Genomic DNA, 20564 nt, shown 5'->3' with positions numbered 1-20564 from the left:
AGTTTTATGTTTTATTTTATGCGTTTACCAAAACTTGACTGGCTAGTTTAACGTACGTTGTAAAAAGAACTTTTGACTGTCAAGTAAATATGTGAGGCATAAATTATGCAGTATGGTCATTCTTAATCGTGGTCAGTGGAAAAAAATTACATATTGGTGTGCCGCGAAGTCATAAGCTGTACACAATCTCCATGGCTCTCCCCATTAAAGAAGTTCATGCATGTCAGACAACCCACTCTGAAAACGAAAGGAGTAGATCATGCCCATTGATATGAAAAATAATGCGCCACACAGTAATCCTGCAGAAACTAAAGGATCTACCCGTAGCCCGACCGTGAGAACTGAGTCAGTTGATAATCGGGGAAAAACGGGCTTCCCGCCTTTGAATAAGGAATATACTGTCTATAAATATATCGATTCACCAATCGACGACAAGGGCGTTACAAAAGGGGCCTGTCAATGGTAGATCTATTTTTCAATAGGCAAGCGAAAGTTTGATGGAGGTGGGAGGAAAATGCTTAAAAAAAATTACATGAAAACTGGAAAATGTCGGGTTACATTTAAGTTGCCGGCTGAGATCAATGCTAAAGTAGCTTCCCTTTGCGGTGATTTTAATGATTGGAATCCTAATGCACACTTGATGAAAGGACTTAGTGGTGGCGGTTTCAGCGCCACGGTTTCATTGACGGCAGGGCAGTCATATCGTTTTCGCTATTTATTGGATGGCAGTCTTTGGGAAAATGATTGGGAGGCAGACGCATATGTACCCAATCAGTATGGCTGCGAGGATTCCGTGGTTAAGGTTTAACGGCTTTTTCAAGTATGCACACAATGTTTTGAAAATCTATTTGGAGGGTATGTGTACTGTCAAGTAGGCTGCATCTAATCTTTTAAAAATTAATCACAACAGTTAGCGTTTGTTTGTCTTTGAGTCTGATGCGGGGAACCGGATGCCTCAAGGCCGTTTCTCTTGTATGAGAAACGGCCTTTTTTCTTTCGGCAAATTTGATGGTTTTTAGTTTTGCAAAACTCCTTCTCACCATAAAAATAGATAAGATATGAGTCCCTGATCACAGCATGGTCTTAAGATAAGATAATCTCAGATAAGGTTCATTTGGAGGATATGGCAATCACCTTGAAGTCTGCAGACAATCTTAACTTTTTCATCTTAACTTATTCCCAGCTCTTGCCCGCCAACTCAATGCATGTTATGCATGTTTTAACATTAGCTGATACCTTTTTCAATTTCTCCAGTGAAAAGGGCTTTTCAATAAATTCCTCGACACTGGCATTCAATGCTTTCTGGGCCGTCCATTCAAGGGCCGAACCACTGCAAAGAAGTACTTTCATAGCCAGGCGGGCATCCAGCGGTTTCAGATATAATAGAGTTTCCTCAAAAAATCAGGACTTCAAACCAGTTACTGGGAGCTGAAAATTTGCCGCTGACAGGATGACAGACTCCAAAGCCACTTCAAACCTGATAAACAGTTCTTTGATAAAAGAATATGAGTTCAAAAGGCCGGTTTTCAGCAGGCGCAAAAAACTACCGACCAGGACCAGCAGGTTCATCACCAGAAAGATGCTGTAGATCCAGGCTTCTGAGGTTGCTTGAGTTCGGGCTCTGATGTAGTTCAGTCGGTAGCCGTTCTTGCCCTGGCCGAATTTGCCTTCTACTGGAATTCTTTCCCGGTATTCTGCTTTTCTGCGACGCTTCTCTTCTCGCAGTTGTAATCGGTTTGCATCGGTTTCTTTTTTGGGACGCCCCAAAGCTTTGCCGGCAAACCTGATGTCGAGTTGGTTCAGATATCGCCTATTTTCCCTCGATCCGTAGATCTGATCTGCCAGAACGACTTCTGGGTAACAACCCGTGACGCTTTTTATAGTTTTCGACCTGAGAGGGAAGATCATGGCCCTCATGATATGATTCCCAGCTCAGGTGGTCGACTTGTGCCAGCCCATCAGCTGTCAAACTGACACCCAGCTTGACACCGAATTCTACTTTCTTACCGGCTTTACCACGGACGATGGGACGAATATGGGGCTGACAGATATTAACAATGCGATGATCACATCGCCGATCCCACTTACGAAACATCTCTTCCTGTTGCCGGTAAATTTCCTGAATAATCCAATACTGGCGTCGCTGCCGTTTAGACAGGGACGTGCTTTCGTCAGCCACCAGATCAAGAAGGTTTTCAATGTGGCCAAAGTTGCGTTTCAAGAATTGCAGTTGCTGCCTTATGCTTTTGCGTATCTGTTTCTTTTGCGGTTTCTTCTGCTTTGCCAATGCGAGATAAGTTTTTCGGGCATTACGGCGCTAGGTTCTGGGTTTCTTTTTCAGTCCGCTGAGCGGGTATAGTGTATCGATCAGTGATTCGCTGGTTTGATTTTTGTTCTGTTTTTGGTTTCCAAAAGATCAACAATGGACTGATTGAACTGCTCAAACAGCTCTTTCCCCATTCGTCGGCGAATCTCAACGAACAGGGATGGAACAAACGGGGCTTCGGTTTGAAAACTGCTGAAGCCAACAAAGTACTGCAGATATGGATTTTCCCGAATCTGATCAATGGTCTCCTCATCACTCAAACAAAGCTTATGTTTAATGATGACGGCGCCAATAACCAGCCGCGCCGGTTTGGAGGGTCGGCCCCTCCCGGAACTCATATTCTTTATCATAGGCCTTGGCGAACTCATCCCAGGGAATGCGTTCGCTGAGCTTAACCCAGCGATTGTTCATGTCCAGAGGAAAGCCATGAAATTTTTCAAAGCCGGGGATCACCTGTTGGCTAGGGTCATTATAACGGATCATAAGTGCAAACCTTTTGAGTATGATTTCGATGTTTTTCTTGCACTTTGCAAAGCATAAAATTGAGCTTTAGTCAATGTTTTCAAGTATTTATTACTTTTTGAGCGCGTTCTAACTATGCTTTCCTAATTCCGCAGACTAAGGAATACCTGATGCTGTGTTTGAATCGAAAATCTTTCCTCGGTCGATTATCGAGTTGGTTCAACCTGGTACGAGATCCGCACTACAAGCTCCTGGGGGAGATTGTTACCGTGACGCTGACTCCTTGCCCCAGATCGGTTTCCATCATCATGCTGCCCGACAGCCCTTTGACCGCCGCCCGTACCAGCGCCAAGCCTAGTCCCAAGCGTCCAGGATGAGCGGTATTGCTTGCCTGGACAAAGGGTTCCAACACCCGTTTCTTTTCCGCTGCCGGCAGCCCCGGCCCGTTGTCGGCGATGGTGATCACCACCCCGCCATCATCACCGGTGAAACAGCGGCAGCTGATCTCCCCTTCAGGAGCGTGGATCAGCGCATTTTCCATCAGGTTCCAGCACAGCAAACCCAGAAGCTGCTGGTTGACCGTGAAGAGAGCAGGGAGATCATCAGCAAGCTGGCAGGTGACCTGACAATGCCTACCGCCCGCTTTTTCTTCAGCCATGCGGCACAGACGGGGGAAAAAATCAGCCAACACCACCGTTCCCTGCTCCACCGGCTGCTGGTTTGATTCCAGATCGGCCAACAACAGCATCCGATCAATGTTGACAATAAAATTTTTGCAGTCCTGGCGGGCTTTTTCGGCCAGCTGCCGGCCGTCTTTATCAAGACATTCAGCCATGCTGAGATTGGTGACATCACTGTAGAGACCACGCACCATCATCCTGGTTTTTTCAAAGGCCAGTTTGAGAACTGTTGTTTTCTGCCGGTAGATATGCTCGACAATTTTTTTGGCCTGCCCCAGCTCATGAACATCTCGTTCAATTCTTTCCTGCAGCTGACGGTTTTCCCGTTCAAGCTCACCGGCCAGACCCTGCTGATTAAGCCGCAGATCATACATGGAAAAGGCATCAGTGACCGCCGCTTTCAGATCTTCATCCAGCCTCCATGGTTTAGTCAGGTAACGGAAGACATAGCCCTCGTTGACGGCCGCCAGCACGTTGCTGGTCTGGGCATACCCGGAAAGCACCATACGCACCATTTGGGGATACCGATCACGGACAATCTTCAGCAACTCCAGGCCGTTCATTTCCGGCATCCGCATATCGGTCACCAGCACCTGAACCGGTTCAGCGGCCATGATCTCCAGTGCTTCGAGTCCATTGAGGGCGAATAAACACCGGTATGGCTCATCAAGCAGACCACGTTTGATAGACTTCAGCACCCGGGATTCGTCATCGACGAAAAGAATCGTCCGCTGTTCCTTCAGCATTTGTACCATACCATCATCCTACCACAAATCATCAATAACAATCGTCCCGTCTTCATCCCGTTTAATGTCGGAAATCCCCGGATATATATTTTCAATCCGGCGCAGACAGGCGTCCTTTTTGCTGATCTCCTGGACCAGCATCGCCTTTTCCCGCTGCATGAGAATCATCTCCACTGTTCGGACGACCGTCCAGTACAGATCATCATTATTCCACGGTTTCAGGATAAACTTGTAGACCCCCACCTCGTTGATCGCCTGGACGGCAGTCTGCACATCAGCCATCCCGGTGAGAATGATTTTCACCATTTCCGGCTTCTTTTCATTGAGCTGGGCCAGCAATTGCAGGCCGGTCATCCCCGGCATCTGCTGATCGGTGACAATGAGATCAATATCACTGGTCAGTGCTATGTTCAAGGCAGCAACCGGATCGCCCGACAGGATCAGATGAATCATGTCGGAGTGGCGGAAAATTCTTTGGATGGCCTTTAATACTGACGGTTCATCATCAACAACCAGCACCTTCGCCTGCATTGTCATTATCTTCTCCAAAAATTTTTAATTATTAGCATACTGCTGTAGGAACTGGGCTGCCAGAGCCTCCGGGATGCCGGTCAGCTCCATCACCCGGGGGCTGACCTCCCCCGCCAGTGACGGGTCGATGGCAGCAAGGGAAATGGCATCGGCCAGGGCAAGCTGACTGACAAGTTCCCGATCAACTACCGCATCGCTTTCCGGTTCATGGTGATAGAGGGTCGCTTCTATGATCGGCTGCGGCATGTTCCACCAGTTGAGCAGGTAGGCACCCAGTTGAGCGTGATTGACTCCCATGACCTCCTGTTCAATGCTGATCAAAGGCACCGCCGGCTGGTGCTGGTGGCGCTCCATAATTGCGGCAAATTGCTCCGGAAAATAGCGGAGCATCACCAGGAAGCCAATATCATGGAGCAGTCCCGCGCTTGCCTTGGTGTCGTCGATCTTTTCATCGTGAACCCGCTCATAGAATTGATGAACCATCTGGTTGGAGCGCAGGGAGTGTTCCCAGATATTTTCAAGGCTGAGCTTGCCCGCCTGCTTGCCGGTCAGGACCTGGAAAACAGAACAACCAAGAACGATATCCTTGAGGTTCATGAGCCCGATATACACCGCCGCCCGCTTCAGCGAGGCTGTCTTGTTGCGGAAATAGGCAGAATTGGCCACCTGCAGCACCTTGGCGGTGATTGCCGGATCCTTCTCCACCACCTCGACAATTCTGTTGAAATCGGCATTCTCCTCGATGAGGCTCATGATCTCCTGGTAGACCGAGGGCAGGGTCGGCAGTTCATCAATGGTGTTGATCACCTCCAGCAGCTTTTCCTGGCACAGGGTTTCTTCAATGGTCAGCAGCTGGGCAATCAGGCTTTTCAGCTTGGCATTATCCCAGGGTTTGGCAATATACATTTTGGCGGAACCGTCGATAAGGGCCTTATACACGGTCTTCTCCTCGGTATAGCCACTAAGAATAAGCCTGACAACCTCAGGATGATATTTTTTCACCTCCTTGAGCAACTCGTAGCCATCCATGCCCGGCATCCGCATATCGCTGACCACCATATCGATGTGGCTGGCGCTCAAGGCTGCCAGGGCCTTTTCACCACTATCGGCAAAATATAGCTGATAGCCGCTGTCAAGAAAGCTGCGCTTCAGGGAGCGCAGAATACTCATCTCGTCATCAACGAAAAGAATCGCTTTTTTCTCCATAGACACTCCCGAACTAATGCAAAGGCAGAGCAATAGTAAATGTCGTTCCCTGGCCCTCCAGGCTTTCAACGTTCAGTTCACCCCGGTGTTTATTGACGATAATATCATAGGAGATATTGAGCCCGAGTCCAGTGCCACAGCCCACCGCCTTGGTGGTGAAAAAGGGGTCAAAGACATGTTTCAGGTGCTCTTTTTTGATCCCCGGACCGTCATCGCTGACCTGGCAATAGAGATGTTCCTGGTGCTGAAAAGTACTGATCCGGATAGTACCCATCTCCTGGCGCTGCTGCTCCTTGATTGCCTGGGCGGCATTGACAATGATGTTGAGCAGCACCTGGTTGATCTCACGGGGATAACCCTTGACCTCAGGCAGCCCAGGGGCCAGATCAAGATGGACCTCTGCATCATATTTATACTCATTCTTGGCCACCACCAAGGTGGTTTCCACTGCATTGTTAAGGCTGAATATTACCATTGCATCAGACTGGTCACTGCGGGAAAATTCACGCAGCTTGCTCACAATGCTAGCGATGCGGGCAAACCCGTCCGCCGATTCATCGAAAAGATCAGCAAGATCTTCGAGGATGAAATCCAGCTGGCTCTCCGCCTGAACCTGGAGAATATGCCACATCTCTCCAGCTAGCTGCGGCATATCAGCCAACTCTATCCGGTTCAGGAAATTGCCATACAGCTCAATCAAGGTTCTGAATTTCATCACATAGTCCTTGATCGTTTCAAAGTTGCTGGAGACGAAGCCCACCGGAGTATTCAGTTCATGGGCCACCCCCGCCGCCAGCTGGCCGATGGACGCCATTTTTTCCTGATGCACCATCTGGGCCTGGGCCGCTTTCAGCTGCTCAAGGGCCGCAGAGTGTTGCTGGGTGGTTCCCTCCATCACCCTGTTTTTTTCTGCCAGCATGGTCGTTTGCTCTTCCACCTTCTGCTCCAGGACAACGTTCTGATGGTGCAGAATCTCCTGTCGTTGGATCTCAGCACGGATGACTACACCCCGTTCGATGACTTTCTGGATTATAACCGGCAGCATGGAAAGATCATGAAACGGTTTTTCAACAAAATCCCAGGCACCAAGACGCATGCTCTTGACCACTTCGGTCAAGCGGTTGGTGCCGGAGATGGCAATCACCGGCAGCCCCGGCCAATTTCTGGCAACCGATTCGATCAACTCGAAGCCAGAGATTTCCGGCATGTGAAGATCGACGATCAAGGCATCAAAAGCCTGATGCTGCAGCAAACTGGGCACCTCCCGGGGCTGATTTACCGCCACGGCATCATAGCCGGCATGGTCCAAAAATCTGGCAACCAGCGTGGTTACGGAAACTTCATCATCAACGACCATGATTCTTTTTTTCATCAATAGCTCTCCAGACTGCCAACAACTGTTACTGGCAATGAATGGTCACAACTTTGGCCATCGTCTACGTGGATGGCAGGGGTTGCGTCGGACGGCGGGGTTTCCTTCAGCTGGCGGGGCAGCCTGATGGTAAACGTGGTTCCCCTGCCAGGCATACTGTCCACCAACAGCTCACCATGATGTTTATTGACAATGATATCATAGGAGATATAGAGGCCGATGCCGGTGCCCGAACCCACCGGTTTGGTGGTGAAAAAGGGATTGAAGATCTTTTTCAGATGTTCCGGCATGATGCCTGGGCCGTTGTCGCTGATCCGGCAGGTGAGCCACCGGTCATCACAACCGGTGGCGATGGTGATGGTTCCCATGCCGTCCCGTTCCTGCTCTTTCAGCGCCTGGGCCGCATTGACGATAATATTGAGCAGCACCTGGTTGATCTCGCCGCTGTTGCACTCCACCATGGGCAGAACCGGGGCAAGGTCAAGCTCCACTTCGGCCACGTATTTGTATTCGTTTTTCGCCACCACCAGGGTGGTCTTCACCGCCTCATTGAGCTGATAATCCCCCTGCTTATCACAATGATCGATCCGGGAAAACTCACGCAGCTTGGTGATAATCTCGGTTACCCGTGCAAAGCCTTCCGCCGATTCGGCAAAGAGCTCCTCAAGATCCCCGAGAATAAACTCCAGGTGATTCTCTTCCTCCAGCTTCCGCAGGCTGTTCAGCTGGTCGGCATAAAGGCTGCCGTCTCCGGCGCCAACATGGGTGACAAATGCCCGATAGGCTGCAATCAGCGAAGTGAATTTACCCACATACTGTTTGATACTCTCACTGTTGCTGGCCACAAAGCCGATGGGGGTATTCAGTTCATGGGCGACGCCAGCCGCCAACTGGCCAACCGCTTCCAGCCGCTGGGAAAGCCGCAACTGATCCTCCAGCAGGGACTCTTTGGTAATGTCACGTTTGACGGCGGCATATTTGCTGATCCGCTGTTCCTTGTCCTTGATGGGGAAAATGGCCGCCCGCTCTTGGAACAGTTCACCGTTCTTGCGCAGGTTGTGAAAAGTCCCGTACCAGACACCGCCACTGTTCAATGTTTCCCATAAACGCCGGTAAAAGGCCTCATCCTGGCGGTCACTTTTGAGAATCGGGGGGTTCTGCCCCAGGGCCTCTTCGCGGCTATAGCCGGTAACAGTGGTGAAGGCCGGGTTGACATATTCGATCTGCCCATCAAGATCGGTAATCACGACCACCTCACTGGCCTGCTCCACCACGGAGGCCAGCTGATCCAGGCGATTCTTGGTCTCTTTCTGGGCGGTGAGATCATACATGCTGCCGATCAGCCCCCCCAGAGAACCATCCTGACGGACAAAAGAGGTTTTATTAATGACAAAAAAATGGTGCCGTCCATCGGCACTGGTCGCTTCCGTCTCATACACCTGCTTAACCGCATCGTCATGAAGAAGAGCCTGGTCGGTCTCTTGGGCTTTTTGGGCCAGGTGTCGATCCACCACCTCAGCGGCGGTCCTGCCGATGATTCTCCCGGCCGGCAGGCCGGCAAATTCGGCAAACGCCCGGTTGCAGCCGAGGTAACGACCCTCCCGATCTTTATAAAAAATCGGGTTGGGAACGGCATTGAGCAGTTCCTGAAGAAAATTGATCCGCTCATGGCGGTCGGCATCAGCCTGCTCCAACCTGTTCAAAGCCTCTTCCAGCCTGCTCTTCTTCCTAGCAACCTTGCGGTTGTAGCGGATGATAACCAGGATGAGGACACTTAAAAAGATGACGACGGACAGGACGCCGGCAGCTACATACCAGTATTTAACAAAAATTTCCCTGATGGTCATCTGGTGAGGGGCAACACAAAGACCAAGTTCATGGAGGCAGTCATCCACGTCCTCATACGGCAGGGGAACGGTCCAGCCGGCGTAGCTCCCGGCAACTGCCGCCGGGTCTGTATCCTTCATCTGCAGCAGCAGTACCGTTACCAGCTTGGCCAGCTTTTCCGGCGTATGCTTCAGTTTGGCCAGCGGCCATTCCGGATACGACCTGGTGGTGTGAATGAAAGGAATATCAGCCTTCACCGGTGGATCTTCGTGGAGAACCTTGTAGTCGCCAAAGGAAATTCTGCCTTCGACGCTCATCCGCTCCAGGGTGTCCGCTCGCACCACCCCCGCATCCACCCGCCCTTGTTCCACCGCATAGACCACGGCATCATGGGTGCCACCAAAACTCAACTGGGCCAGATCCCGGTAGGGATCAACCCCGACGGCCTGCATCTCCCGCCAGGCGACAATCCAGCCCCCGAATGAATCGGGGGCCACCGCCATCACCTTTTTTTGCCGCAGGTCGGCCAACCGGGAGATGTCATCCCGCTCCTTACGGGTGAACACCACCCCGGCAAAGGTGGGAAAATCGCCATAGCTGTTGCGATTGACCAGGGTGGCAATGCAGCTGATCCCCTGCTGCTGTTCCAAGGTTGTATAGCTGCAGGGATTGGTCAGGAGAAAATCAACCAGGCCCTGGGCAACCACTTCTTCCATATCCGCAAAGCCGACGGGAAAGACAACAAAATCGAGCTGTTCGCCATTGTTATGGGTCAAATAGCCGGCAGTTGCCTGCCATCTATTCAGGCACTGGATATCGCCCCTGCTGGCCAGCACTCCTATGATCACCATTTGCCGCTCCCCGGCAGCTGCATCCCACCACCCGGACAGACAGAGAAAAAACAGCAGGCTAAGGAATAACTGAAAAACAACCGACGAACCGGTTTTTGAGGCTTGTGGGGGGGGGCTTCATCATTGCAATCCACGATTCTTCAGTACATGCTAGCGACCGTTCTCGGCAGGGAAAATGGCTCTTGCGGGGCATATACCTACAATCGGCAGGGCAATAGAGAACTGAAGTGTGAAAATGCAACGTGGAGCAAGGCAGGAAATAATGGAACAAAAGATCAGTATGCTTACGAATCCGCTCAAAACCATTTAGATATTGCCCTTAGCTTGTGCAAACCAAGTAAGGCAAGACAATACCAAGGGTCAATCCTACAGCAAGCTCTTCCTAACTGCCATAGCGACACACAATAAAGATCGCCTCAGAACATCTTAACCTTGGGAATATCGAATTCGCTTGTGATTAGCAGTGGTAATGTTTGGTTTTACAGGTGGCTATTTGAACGGGATCAAAAGAGGGCAGAGCCTGAAGACCCTGCCCTTCGTGTGCAAGCTAACCATAAAAACAATCAATTTTTCTTCCTGGCCCTAATACCGATCAATCCGGCAAGCCCCAGACCCATGAGGAAAATTGTGGAGGGTTCAAGAACGGGAGCGGCAGTAATATCCTATGTCGCTGCTTGGGCAATGGTAAAAAAAGCGGGTAAAATGGTCGGCATAACATTGCGGCCTCATGATTTGAGAAGACATGCGACAACATATGCTCCACGATCAGGAACTCCCATCGAAATTGTCAGCAAGGTGATTTTACGACACTCCGACTTATCAACCACCGAGCGATATCTTGGTAAGGTCAATAACACTGAAGCTATCAGATGGATTGAAAACCTGTATGGGGTAAAAGTGCAAAGGGCGGAAGTGGAAACTCCCGCCCCGAACACCACCTAATTTTGCAGCTGCCAATCTCAACCTTCCAGTTAGCCAGCAAACTTAAGATTCATCGTAAAAACCTTTGCTAGACATCCCCTCCCAAATAAACAGAAAATCACTTTTTAGAACAGCGGTAGCGAAAAGGGCTTTTCCAAATGAAAAGCCCTCTTTGCCAGGTCTCCAATTTATTTGCCTTGCCAGTCCGGCTGCCGCTTGTCGAAAAAGGCGGTGACCCCTTCCTTGGCATCATCAGTGGTGCACAGGCGGGCAAAGGCTTCATTCATATAGGCAAAAGCCTGGTGGTAACTCATATCCTCCGAAGCATAGTAGGCAGTCTTGCTGATCTGGGTGGCTACCGGGCTCCGGGCAGCAAGGCTGGCGGCCCACTGGCGGGTGGCGGATTCCAGCTCAGCCGCCGGCACCACCTTGTTGAGCAACCCCCACTCACAGGCCTGGGAAGCGCCGATAAGGTCACCGTAGAAGAGCATCTCCAACGAACGCTTGCGGCCGATGGAGGTTCGCACGGGGATTACCGGGCCGACGCAGTTGAGGCCGACATTGATGGCGGTGAGCCCCAGGCGGGCATTATCGGCGGCCACCGCCAGGTCGCAGGCGGCCACCAGACCAGCGCCGTTAGCCGCCGCCACACCGTGAACCTGGGCAATCACCGGCTTTTTCAGACAGCTGATTGCCGCCAGGGGCCGCTCCATGGCTTCGATCCACTCGCGATACTGCATAGCACTTTGGCCGAAGAGGTTGTTGACATCAATGCCGGCACAAAATGCCTTGCCAGCCCCCTTGATGATGATCACCCGGACACGGTCGTTGCCATCAAGGGTGAGCAATGCGTCGTTCAGTTCGCTGGCCAGGGTTGGGGTAAAGGTATTGAGCTGCTCCGCCCGGTTAAGGGTGATAATGGCGACAAAATCATCGCCGATTTCGGTCAATAGGGTTTCATAAGCCATGGTAATCTCCTCTCAAATGGTTATCATCCAAAAAAATATCTCAAGGCCAGCCATGAGTAAAAAAGGCTGCTTACGGGTTCATTCACTGATCCCCAATTTGTCGTCCAGGGTTTTCATCGACGGCAGCAGCGGCGGTTCATAGAGCATATAGCTCTGGATCGGGTAGCGGCTGCCATGCTTGTGGGTCTGCTGGAGACCGTCAACCAACTGCTCCAGTTCCTTCGCCGGACAGCAAAAAACCAGCTCCCCTTCGTCGGTACCGGCGAGAACCCGCTCCCCCCGCCCCGGATGGACAATGGTTGCCTTGCCGGTCCAGTGGGGTTTGATGAGCGACAGGCAGGACAGGCCGAAGCCGGTGGAGGCTGAGCGCACCAATGTCCCGGCATGGTAGACATAGCCGGCCACCAGCCGGGCCACCTGGGCCGGCGAGGCATAGATGGCCACCACATCGGGGTCGGCCACCGCCTGATCCAGGGGAAACATCAGCAGGCCGCCAACGTCGCCGGCAGGGATCAGCTCCATCTCCGCCGCCGCTGCCATAGCCAGCTGGCGATCGGCGAAGTAGCCCATATCCATGAAATAGTCCACCAGATCATCAAGCTTTTTTAGTTGTTTGAGGCCAAGGGCGGCGAGGCAGGGTGTACAGTTGATCTCGGCCGCCAGGGCGGCGACAGGACGCCCCCAGCGGCGGGCAACGGTGGTCCACTGGCACAGTGAGATCCGGATGCCGAACTTCTGCGGCCGCAGCGCCTCTTTGGGCGGTGGTTCCCCCGGGGCAAGGATGGTAATCCCCAGCGGCCGGCTGGCGGGCCGGATCAGCCGATCAAGCTGGTCGTGCAGTGCTTTCCAGTCCATAGCATGTTCCTCCCATGACAGTAAGGTGGTTTTTCATGCATACCTTTTCAGATACCACGTGTCAAGGAGGATAACCGTTCTAATGCCCCGTCCGCAGGCTGAGTCCATACATTTTTTTGAACAGCTCGACCGGAATTGCTGATTCCCAGTGGCCGGAAAGTTTAGCCACCAGATAAAAGGTCAGGAGCAAGGCAACAACCCCTACCGGCAACAGGAACAAAGGCATTTTTTTACGGCCGGCCAGAGACAAAGTCAGACAGTCCTGAACCGGGCAGACCACAACGCACTCCAGACAGCCGACGCATTCAGGGCTGCGCACCACCTCTTTCGCTGTTATCCGGATCGCCCCCGGGCAGACCTTTTCACAGCGCCTGCAGTCGATGCAGCTGCTCCCATCCCGTTTAACCTGCAACGGGCTGAACGACGCCATAAGACCGAGCAAACCGCCGTAGGGACACAGAAAGCGGCACCAGAAATTGCGCAGCACCATGGCGGCAGCAAACAAAAAGATAAAGAAGCCAATCGCCATGGCGGAGGGATGGAGGAAAAAACCCAGCATCCTGGCATCAACCATAACATTATAGGGCGAACGCATAAAACCGTCGATGGCTTGAAGATCCATCTGCCAGCCAATCAGATAGAGAAAAGCACCCAGCAGCAGATATTTCAACGAGCGCAGAGGATAGTCAAGCCAACCTGGCAATCGCAGCGGTCGGCGAAAACGGGCAACCACGGCTTCCTGGAGATCAAACAAAAAACCGATGGGGCAGATCCAGCCGCAAAATCCCTTGCGGAACAGCAAGGCAATGGCAAGGGCGGCCATAAAGATCGTCAGGCCGGCTGGATGGAGCCGGTCATAGTGGCCGGTGAGCAGCAGCTTTTTAAAACTGACCAGAGCACCCACCGGGAGAAATGCTTCCACCGACGCCGGCCGGGAAACAAAAGCCCCATCCCCGGTTGCCCAGAGAAAAAAATGATAGAATCGATATCCGACAACCAGGCAAAAAAGAGCGAAAGCACCCTGGACCAGCCGGCGCACAGGCGGCACAAAACGCATCAGATTCTGCGTTGCCGCAGGCTTTTCCCCGCATGTCCCACTCACAGCCGGACCTACGACACCTGGCAGCGGTTCGCCAGCCGGCCGATACGTTCGATCTCTACCACCACCTCATCACCGTCATGGAGATAGATGGCCGGCTCGCGAAAGACGCCAACCCCGGATGGTGTGCCGGTGAGAATGACATCGCCGGGGAAAAGGGTGAAATGGCGGGAGAGAAAACTGATCAGAAAGGGAACAGAAAAAATCATCCGGTCGGTATTGCTGCGCTGCATCAGTTCACCGTTCACCCGGCAGCTGATCTCCAGATGGTGAGGATCGGGAATCTCATCGCTGGTGACAATCCAGGGTCCCAGGGGGCAGAAGGTATCCAGTGACTTGCCCCGCACCCATTGACCGTCACCGAACTGCAAATCCCTGGCACTGATATCGTTGGCGCAGGTATAGCCAAAAACCGCCTGATACGCCTCAGATTCAAGGCAGCAGGAGACCTGCCTGCCGATGATTACCGCCAGTTCGGCCTCAAAATCAACCTTCGCGGTAATACCGGCATCCCAGCGGATCAGGCCGCCATGGGCATTGAGACTGTTGGGAAACTTGGTGAAAACCAGGGGAGTTTCCGGCAGTTCTGCCTTCCCTTCGCTGGCATGATCCCGGTAGTTCAGACCGATGGCGATAATTTTTGTCGGCCGGCTGACCACCGGTGCCAGGGTAGCGGCATCAAGGCTGACAGCGACACCCCCGATCACCGGCGGCTGACCGCTGTGGATAAAATCCACCATGTCGCCGCTAAAATCAAGGGGGTGCAGCAGGTTCTGTTCAACCAGCCCCAAACGACATTGTTTTTGTTGGTCATAGAACTGGGTAATGTTCATCTTCGCGTCCTCTTTTTTGCCAATAAACCCGCTGACCGGCAACCATCAGCCGGCGCTTTGCCCTTGCACTGTTGGCGACAACGTTATACATTGGTAAAGTATACAGAACTATCGCATCGATCCCGGCCCGGGGTTGAAGCAGGGAGAAAAGTCATGCGCTGCAAGCTTCGTGAACCGGCCAGCGGTTTGACCCACGCGGTGGGCCTGCTCATATCAATCGGAGCATTGGCACTTATGGTAACCATTGACGTCAGGCACAAAACCGTCTGGCATGTAGTCTCCGATTCAATTTTTGGCAGCAGTCTCATTCTGCTGTATGCCGCCAGCACCCTCTACCACCTCTTACCATTGAAAGAAAAAGGAATCAATCTTCTTCGGCAGATTGACCATACGATGATTTTCATTCTGATTGCCGGCACCTACACGCCTTTCTGCCTGGTAACCATGCGTGGCCCCTGGGGATGGAGCATGTTTGGCATCATCTGGGGTCTGGCCGCAGCAGGAATTATCACCAGGTTTGTCTGGAAATCCGCGCCTCGGCTCCTGCGGGTAGCCTTCTATATTATCATGGGCTGGCTGTCGCTGGTCATGATCTATCCCCTGTCAAAGGCAGCCCTGCCGGGCACGCTTACCTGGCTGTTCATTGGCGGGCTTTTTTATACCGTCGGCGCGCTCTTCTATGCCCTGAAATGGCCAAACCCGCTGCCGGAAAAATTTGGTTTTCACGAGATCTGGCACCTGTTTGTCATGGGCGGCAGCCTCAGCCATATCTGGACCGTGCTACGTTATGTCTAACTTTGACTTTTCATCCGACCATGAAAGCTGAAAGGAATTGATTGTATGACCACTTCGCTAGTAACCCCCGGCCAGTCACTGCACGGTTTCACCGTCGAACGGCTCGAGTCCATTGAAGAACTGCGCTGTCAGGCAGCGGTGCTGACCCACCAGGAAACCGGAGCCCGTTTGGTGCACCTGATCAACGACGACCCCAACAACCTGTTCTGCATCGGCTTTCGCACCCCGGTCTATGATAATACCGGCGTTCCCCATATTCTTGAGCATTCGGTACTCTCCGGCTCCCGCAAGTTTCCGCTGAAAGACCCGTTTAAGGAACTGCTCAAGGGCTCGCTGCAGACCTTTCTCAACGCCATGACCTACCCTGACAAGACCCTCTACCCGGTTTCCAGCCAGGTTGAAGCCGACTTCTACAACTTGGTGGACGTCTACTGCGACGCTGTCTTTCATCCCCTGCTGACCAGGGAGACCTTCTACCAGGAAGGCTGGCATTTTGATCTGCCCGATGCCGCCGACCCGGTGAGCATCAAGGGCATTGTCTACAATGAGATGAAGGGGGTCTTTTCCGACTTTCACAGCCACGTCACCCGGAAAACCATGGGCGAACTGTTTCCCGATACCACCTACTACTATGAAAGCGGCGGCGAACCGGAACATATTACCGACCTGACCTATGAGCAGTTTGTCGCTTTCCACCAGCAGTACTATCATCCTTCAAACGCCTTCATCTTTCTCTACGGCAATCTGCCGACGGAAAAAACCCTGGCTTTTCTACAGCAGCAGTACCTGGTCGATTTCAGACGCCGGGAAGTGGACGCCGACATCAAGCCCCAGCCCCGCTGGCAGCAGCCAAGGGAAATCACCATTGAAGCCCCAGCAAGCAAAGAGGATGATGGCACGGCAAGCGTCATTCTTGCCTGGCTGCTGGAACCGGCCACCAATCCTTTCGCCGGCCTGCTTGGCCACATTCTCTCCCGTTACCTGGTGGGCACCCAGAGTTCACCACTGCGTCGAGCTCTCATCGACTCTGGTCTCGGAGAGGATCTTGACGACATGACCGGCTTTGAAGGGGAATTGGCCCAGACGTTTTTTGCCGTCGGATTGAGAAAAACCAAACCCGAACAAGTAACCGCCATCCGCAGGCTGGTAACCACCACCCTGGAACGGGAGATTGCTTCAGGCATGAACGCCGACCTTCTGGAAGGCGCTATCCGGCGGATTGAATTCCGCCTGCGGGAAATTACCGACAGCGGCCATTACCCCTACAACCTGATGCTGGCCGACCGCTGCTACCGTTCATGGATCTATGGCGGTGACCCGCTGGCTCATCTGCGCTTTGCCGAACCACTGCAGCGGATCAAAGCGGAAAAGGCCAAGGGCACCGATTTTTTTACCAACCAGTTGCGGACCATGTTCCTGGAAAATCCCCATCACTTGATTTCAGTGGTTACCGCTTCAGCCGCCATGGGTGAGCAGTTGGGAGGCCAGACCGCCAGGCAGGCGGCTGAGCTGAGCAAGGACTTCGGTGAGGATGAAAAACAGCACTATCATGAACTGACCGGCAAGCTCCTGGCTCGGCAGATGACCCCGCCGACCGCCGATGAGCTGGCAACCCTGCCAAAACTTGACAAAGTCGATTTGCCAACAAAAAACCAGTTGGTTCCCACCGAAACCGTCCCGCTGGCCGGAGCCCGCTGGTATCGCCACCCGCTGTTCACCGCCGGCATCATCTACCTTGACATGGGATTCGATCTGGCTGGCCTGCCCGCAGCACTGCTGCCGTACCTGCCTCTCTATACCGAACTGATCAGCCGCTGCGGTGCGGCCGGCTACAGTTATGAGGAGATGTCCACCAGAATTTCCCTGAACACCGGTGGCATCAGCTGTTCCGATATCTGCCTCACCGACAGGGAAAATCCCGATGAGCTGATTTTCAAGGCATTCTTCCATGGCAAGTCCCTACCTGAACGATTTGGGGAACTGCTGGCTATTTTCCAGGATCTGTTCCTTGAACCACAGCTGGACAACCCGAAACTGATCAAGGACATCCTGTTGGAGATGCGCAACGATCTGCAGGCGGCCATCCCCCGCAGCGGTCACCAGTATGCCATCTCCCATGCCGCCGCCCGGCTGAGCACCTCGTTAGCCATCGAAGAGCAGCTCAACGGCATTGCCCAACTGCGCTTTCTCGACCAGCTCCTGCAGTCTGCGGAGCTGGAGGCAATCGGCAGCGTGATGAACAAGCTGCACCAGCAGGTGATCAACCGCCGCGGGTGTATCCTTTCAACCACCTATGAACATCCTGATTTCTGCACCACTCAACTGGAAGCTCTGCTCCAGGCCCTGCCAGGAACCGACACCAACCCGGCGGCGCACACCCTTTCGTCTGGAAACCAGGCCGCCATTCAAGGCATTGAAATCAGCTCCTCGGTCAACTATGTGGCCCAATCCTGGAAGGTAAGCGGGCGTTCAGCAGAAGACCTGGGACAGTTTCATCTGCTTTCGCGCAACCTGTCCACCGGCCTGCTGTGGGATAAAATCCGCGTCGAAGGGGGGGCTTACGGAGGCATGGCTATGGCCTCTGGCTCCCATCCACTGTTTTCCTGCGCCTCTTATCGTGACCCCAATCTCAGCCGAACCCTCAGCACCTTTAGCGACAGTCTGGCAACCCTGGCGGCGGGCACTCCGGTAGTCGAGGTTAACCAGAGCATCATCGGCACAATCGGCCGGATTGATGCACCCAAAAGTCCCCATGCCAAAGGTTTCGGCGAAACAATAGCGTTGTTCAGCGGTCGGACGACGGCATTCCGGCAGCAGGTCAGGGAGTCGGTGCTGGCGGGAACGCCGGCGTCGCTGGCAGCAAAAGCCCGGCAGCTGCTTGATGAGCCCCGCAAAGCGGTGACCGTCTTGGGCAGCGCCGCCGCCTTTGACCAGGCAGCCAAGGAAGGTCTCAAGATCAGCCGGCAGCCGCTGCTGCCAAAAGAAGAAGTGAAAATCGCATAACTGGTCACTGGGGGACAATAAAAACATGGAACCCTATCAACACCTGGTTTTTTTCACCGGTGCCGGGATGTCGGTGGAAAGCGGCATCCCCACCTACCGGGGCGCAGGGGGCGTCTGGGCCCAGTATCGCTATCAGGAATACGCCTGTCAGGAGGCTTTTGAACAGAATCCGGAAAAGGTCTGGGATTTTCACGACCAGCGGCGGGAGAAGATTGCCGGCTGCCAGCCGAACCGGGGACACCGGATCATCGCCGCCGCGGAAACTTTTTACCCCCGTGTAACCGTCATCACCCAGAATATCGACGGGCTTCACCAACGGGCCGGCTCAACAAGGGTTATTGAACTCCATGGCAGCATCTGGCGGTTGCGCTGTGAAGCCACCGATGAGGTGGTGGAGAATTTCGAGCTCCCCCTGGGCAACCGCCATACCTCCGCAGGCACCTACTGGCGCCCGGATATCGTCTGGTTCGGCGACCCCTTGCGGGAGGAAACCATCAATGAAGCTGTAGCGGCCCTTGGGGATTGTGATCTGTTCCTTAGCATCGGCACGTCAGCGGTCGTCTATCCAGCCGCCCGACTGCCGCTGATTGCCATGGAGCGCGGTGCCCGAACGATTGAAATCAATCCGGAAGCCACACCGCTGTCGCAACACTACCGGGAAAGCAGACGGCAAAAAGCCGCCATTGCCCTGGCAGAACTTTTTCCCCAGCTCATGGACAGCCGGATAGCCGGATGAGTGGCCGGTGAGAAAGGGGTCACAGGGGCGTTATTCAGCCTTCCAGATGAGCACCAGCCGGCGATAGAGGTTGTTGGCTGCCTGCACCAGAGGCAGCTCACGCTCCTGCTGTTTCTTCCAGAAGAGAAATCCACCAAGCACGGCAAACACGACATTGGCAAACCACAGGGCCGGCAGCTGCAACGGGCCGCCCCGTTCACCAATCGCCTGGCCGAACGAGAAAAGAACATAGTAGGCCAGCAGGAGAATGAGAGCGAAAACGAAACCGCGGAAACGGCCGGAAGTGCGTACCGGCTCCAGGGCCAAAGGGATACCCAGCAAGGCAAACACGATGCAGGAAAACGGCTGGGCAAAACGCTTATGGAGATGGTTTCGGACGCCACCGGCATCCTTGCCCCCCTTTTCCAATCGCGCAATCCGCCGACGGAGTTCAGGAACAGTCAGGGAGTTGTTCCGCTGCCGCCTGGCTACGCCGCCTTTTCCCAGCAAGGCATCCATCTCCAGATTAAGCGTATATTCCTTGAAATCAGTCAACTGGTAACTGCTGCCATCTTTACCCAGACCATGGATGGTTCCCTGGCGAAGGAGAAAGACAAGATTGCCGGTCTCTTGATCAGGAATCACCATTCCATCCCGGGCCGTCACCGTATACTCCTGGCCGGTATTGCGCTGATCAAAAATGACAACCCTGCTCATCGTGCCGCTTTCCCGGTCAACATCATTGACATAGATGGCCAGTCCCTGCAGTTCCATACTTAAGGCCCGGGGGCGCAGCGCCAGGACGGTTTTGTTTTTCAGGATATCAAGGGCAATGGTCTGCATCTGCTTCATCCCCAGGGGTGCCAGCCAGACCTCCAGGACCAGGACGCAGCAGGTGGACAGGACGGCCAGGGTGAGAACCGGCGGCAAGAGATGAAAGGGACTGATGCCCAATGCTTTCAGGGCAGTCATCTCGCCGTCGGACCCCATCCGGCCCAACCCCACCATGAGGGCGAAAAAAAAAGACATGGGGATTGCCATGGTTAGCAGGTAGGGAATCATAGCCAGGATCAGACCGGCAACATCCACCAGTCGGACCCCTTCAGCGACAACCATTTCAGCCATCTTGTAGAGATTCCCCAGCAGCAGCACAAAAACCAGCACTGCCAGGGCCAGAAAGAAAGGCACCAGGATCTCCAGGCAGATATAACGTCGAATAAGATTCATCGAGTATGCAATTCTTTACGTTGATAGCCGACAGATGCCGGAAAGCACCCACCTTGCATGATTGCCATCACCATACCCAAGGTTGAGCAGGGAACATGCCATGGTGAGCACTCATAGCTCAAAACTATCGCCAGAGACAACCGCTTC

At 53.4% G+C, this 20564-nt stretch carries 21 protein-coding genes; 7 read left to right on the top strand and 14 right to left on the bottom strand.

From position 1 onward, the window contains the following. Positions 1-259: 259 nt before the first annotated feature. On the top strand, positions 260-466 hold the full coding sequence (locus JXO50_00920) for a hypothetical protein (GenBank protein MBN2331648.1): 207 nt from the start codon (positions 260-262) through the stop codon (positions 464-466). 48 nt (positions 467-514) lie between these two features. Continuing rightward, the gene (locus JXO50_00915) at positions 515-808 is read left to right on the top strand and encodes an isoamylase early set domain-containing protein (GenBank protein MBN2331647.1); all 294 of its coding nucleotides are present in this window, start codon (positions 515-517) and stop codon (positions 806-808) included. Between the two features lie 593 nt (positions 809-1401). On the opposite strand, the gene JXO50_00910 is transcribed toward JXO50_00915, so the two are convergent. Continuing rightward, positions 1402-1917, bottom strand: coding sequence for a transposase (locus tag JXO50_00910; protein MBN2331646.1), 516 nt, complete (start codon positions 1915-1917; stop codon positions 1402-1404). A 28-nt stretch (positions 1918-1945) separates the two neighbouring features. Between JXO50_00910 and JXO50_00905 the strand changes: the two genes are divergently transcribed. Beyond that, positions 1946-2359, top strand: coding sequence for a hypothetical protein (locus tag JXO50_00905; GenBank protein ID MBN2331645.1), 414 nt, complete (start codon positions 1946-1948; stop codon positions 2357-2359). Positions 2360-2367: 8 nt separating this feature from the next. On the opposite strand, the gene JXO50_00900 is transcribed toward JXO50_00905, so the two are convergent. The 8 genes from JXO50_00900 to JXO50_00865 all read right to left on the bottom strand — a co-directional run bounded on the left by JXO50_00900 (position 2368) and on the right by JXO50_00865 (position 10660). Next, on the bottom strand, positions 2368-2664 hold the full coding sequence (locus JXO50_00900) for a transposase (protein ID MBN2331644.1): 297 nt from the start codon (positions 2662-2664) through the stop codon (positions 2368-2370). Beyond that, positions 2600-2809, bottom strand: a complete 210-nt coding sequence (locus tag JXO50_00895; GenBank protein MBN2331643.1) for a hypothetical protein — start codon at positions 2807-2809, stop codon at positions 2600-2602. Before JXO50_00895 ends, JXO50_00900 begins: the two co-directional genes overlap by 65 nt. 220 nt (positions 2810-3029) lie before the next feature. After that, positions 3030-4223, bottom strand: a complete 1194-nt coding sequence (locus JXO50_00890; protein MBN2331642.1) for a hybrid sensor histidine kinase/response regulator — start codon at positions 4221-4223, stop codon at positions 3030-3032. Between the two features lie 9 nt (positions 4224-4232). Then, positions 4233-4751 carry a response regulator gene (locus tag JXO50_00885; GenBank protein MBN2331641.1) on the bottom strand — a complete coding sequence of 173 codons (519 nt, stop codon included), beginning with the start codon at positions 4749-4751 and terminating at the stop codon, positions 4233-4235. An 18-nt stretch (positions 4752-4769) separates the two neighbouring features. Then, positions 4770-5951, bottom strand: coding sequence for an HDOD domain-containing protein (locus JXO50_00880; protein MBN2331640.1), 1182 nt, complete (start codon positions 5949-5951; stop codon positions 4770-4772). Between the two features lie 13 nt (positions 5952-5964). Next, positions 5965-7323 (bottom strand): response regulator, encoded by a 1359-nt coding sequence (locus JXO50_00875; protein ID MBN2331639.1) that lies wholly within the window; start codon positions 7321-7323, stop codon positions 5965-5967. Next, entirely contained in the window at positions 7323-10001 is a 2679-nt protein-coding gene (locus JXO50_00870) for a PhnD/SsuA/transferrin family substrate-binding protein (GenBank protein ID MBN2331638.1), read from the bottom strand. The genes JXO50_00875 and JXO50_00870 overlap by 1 nt, the downstream gene beginning before the upstream one ends. A 563-nt stretch (positions 10002-10564) precedes the next feature. Continuing rightward, positions 10565-10660, bottom strand: coding sequence for a PEP-CTERM sorting domain-containing protein (locus JXO50_00865; protein ID MBN2331637.1), 96 nt, complete (start codon positions 10658-10660; stop codon positions 10565-10567). On the opposite strand from JXO50_00865, the gene JXO50_00860 reads away from it, so the two are divergent. After that, positions 10617-10943, top strand: a complete 327-nt coding sequence (locus JXO50_00860) for a site-specific integrase (GenBank protein ID MBN2331636.1) — start codon at positions 10617-10619, stop codon at positions 10941-10943. The genes JXO50_00865 and JXO50_00860 overlap by 44 nt on opposite strands. Positions 10944-11110: 167 nt before the next feature. On the opposite strand, the gene JXO50_00855 is transcribed toward JXO50_00860, so the two are convergent. From JXO50_00855 to JXO50_00840, 4 genes are all read right to left on the bottom strand, one after another. After that, entirely contained in the window at positions 11111-11890 is a 780-nt protein-coding gene (locus tag JXO50_00855) for an enoyl-CoA hydratase/isomerase family protein (protein MBN2331635.1), read from the bottom strand. 78 nt (positions 11891-11968) lie between these two features. After that, on the bottom strand, positions 11969-12745 hold the full coding sequence (locus tag JXO50_00850; GenBank protein MBN2331634.1) for a DUF169 domain-containing protein: 777 nt from the start codon (positions 12743-12745) through the stop codon (positions 11969-11971). A gap of 79 nt (positions 12746-12824) precedes the next feature. Then, positions 12825-13802: a 4Fe-4S binding protein gene (locus tag JXO50_00845; GenBank protein MBN2331633.1), complete on the bottom strand. Its 978-nt coding sequence runs from the start codon at positions 13800-13802 to the stop codon at positions 12825-12827. Between the two features lie 53 nt (positions 13803-13855). Beyond that, positions 13856-14677 carry a fumarylacetoacetate hydrolase family protein gene (locus JXO50_00840; protein ID MBN2331632.1) on the bottom strand — a complete coding sequence of 274 codons (822 nt, stop codon included), beginning with the start codon at positions 14675-14677 and terminating at the stop codon, positions 13856-13858. A gap of 153 nt (positions 14678-14830) precedes the next feature. On the opposite strand from JXO50_00840, the gene JXO50_00835 reads away from it, so the two are divergent. The 3 genes from JXO50_00835 to JXO50_00825 are packed head-to-tail and all read left to right on the top strand — an operon-like array spanning position 14831 to position 19211. Then, the gene (locus tag JXO50_00835) at positions 14831-15472 is read left to right on the top strand and encodes a hemolysin III family protein (GenBank protein ID MBN2331631.1); all 642 of its coding nucleotides are present in this window, start codon (positions 14831-14833) and stop codon (positions 15470-15472) included. A 45-nt stretch (positions 15473-15517) separates the two neighbouring features. Further along, positions 15518-18475 carry an insulinase family protein gene (locus JXO50_00830; protein ID MBN2331630.1) on the top strand — a complete coding sequence of 986 codons (2958 nt, stop codon included), beginning with the start codon at positions 15518-15520 and terminating at the stop codon, positions 18473-18475. A 25-nt stretch (positions 18476-18500) separates the two neighbouring features. Then, positions 18501-19211 carry an NAD-dependent deacylase gene (locus JXO50_00825; protein ID MBN2331629.1) on the top strand — a complete coding sequence of 237 codons (711 nt, stop codon included), beginning with the start codon at positions 18501-18503 and terminating at the stop codon, positions 19209-19211. A gap of 30 nt (positions 19212-19241) precedes the next feature. Here JXO50_00825 and lptF read toward each other — a convergent pair whose 3' ends face one another. Beyond that, entirely contained in the window at positions 19242-20417 is a 1176-nt protein-coding gene (gene lptF / locus JXO50_00820; protein MBN2331628.1) for an LPS export ABC transporter permease LptF, read from the bottom strand. Between the last annotated feature and the right edge of the window lie 147 nt (positions 20418-20564).

The organism is Candidatus Anaeroferrophillus wilburensis (assembly GCA_016934315.1).
GTDB classification, from domain to species: Bacteria; Desulfobacterota; Anaeroferrophillalia; order Anaeroferrophillales; family Anaeroferrophillaceae; genus Anaeroferrophillus; species Anaeroferrophillus wilburensis.
The sequence above is the reverse complement of the archived record's forward strand: the minus strand, read 5'-3'. Positions and strand labels throughout refer to the sequence as shown.

Excerpts from the sequence above, each read along its gene's own strand:
- JXO50_00870 (MBN2331638.1), bottom strand. The coding sequence starts at position 10,001 with ATGGTGATCATAGGAGTGCTGGCCAGCAGGGGCGATATCCAGTGCCTG.
- JXO50_00900 (MBN2331644.1), bottom strand. The coding sequence starts at position 2,664 with ATGAGTTCCGGGAGGGGCCGACCCTCCAAACCGGCGCGGCTGGTTATT.
- JXO50_00830 (MBN2331630.1), top strand. The coding sequence starts at position 15,518 with ATGACCACTTCGCTAGTAACCCCCGGCCAGTCACTGCACGGTTTCACC.
- JXO50_00895 (MBN2331643.1), bottom strand. The coding sequence starts at position 2,809 with ATGATCCGTTATAATGACCCTAGCCAACAGGTGATCCCCGGCTTTGAA.
- JXO50_00840 (MBN2331632.1), bottom strand. The coding sequence starts at position 14,677 with ATGAACATTACCCAGTTCTATGACCAACAAAAACAATGTCGTTTGGGG.
- JXO50_00845 (MBN2331633.1), bottom strand. The coding sequence starts at position 13,802 with ATGCGTTTTGTGCCGCCTGTGCGCCGGCTGGTCCAGGGTGCTTTCGCT.
- JXO50_00875 (MBN2331639.1), bottom strand. The coding sequence starts at position 7,323 with ATGAAAAAAAGAATCATGGTCGTTGATGATGAAGTTTCCGTAACCACG.
- JXO50_00860 (MBN2331636.1), top strand. The coding sequence starts at position 10,617 with ATGAGGAAAATTGTGGAGGGTTCAAGAACGGGAGCGGCAGTAATATCC.
- JXO50_00910 (MBN2331646.1), bottom strand. The coding sequence starts at position 1,917 with ATGAGGGCCATGATCTTCCCTCTCAGGTCGAAAACTATAAAAAGCGTC.
- JXO50_00890 (MBN2331642.1), bottom strand. The coding sequence starts at position 4,223 with ATGGTACAAATGCTGAAGGAACAGCGGACGATTCTTTTCGTCGATGAC.
- lptF (MBN2331628.1), bottom strand. The coding sequence starts at position 20,417 with ATGAATCTTATTCGACGTTATATCTGCCTGGAGATCCTGGTGCCTTTC.
- JXO50_00885 (MBN2331641.1), bottom strand. The coding sequence starts at position 4,751 with ATGACAATGCAGGCGAAGGTGCTGGTTGTTGATGATGAACCGTCAGTA.
- JXO50_00880 (MBN2331640.1), bottom strand. The coding sequence starts at position 5,951 with ATGGAGAAAAAAGCGATTCTTTTCGTTGATGACGAGATGAGTATTCTG.
- JXO50_00915 (MBN2331647.1), top strand. The coding sequence starts at position 515 with ATGCTTAAAAAAAATTACATGAAAACTGGAAAATGTCGGGTTACATTT.
- JXO50_00835 (MBN2331631.1), top strand. The coding sequence starts at position 14,831 with ATGCGCTGCAAGCTTCGTGAACCGGCCAGCGGTTTGACCCACGCGGTG.
- JXO50_00850 (MBN2331634.1), bottom strand. The coding sequence starts at position 12,745 with ATGGACTGGAAAGCACTGCACGACCAGCTTGATCGGCTGATCCGGCCC.
- JXO50_00920 (MBN2331648.1), top strand. The coding sequence starts at position 260 with ATGCCCATTGATATGAAAAATAATGCGCCACACAGTAATCCTGCAGAA.
- JXO50_00855 (MBN2331635.1), bottom strand. The coding sequence starts at position 11,890 with ATGGCTTATGAAACCCTATTGACCGAAATCGGCGATGATTTTGTCGCC.
- JXO50_00825 (MBN2331629.1), top strand. The coding sequence starts at position 18,501 with ATGGAACCCTATCAACACCTGGTTTTTTTCACCGGTGCCGGGATGTCG.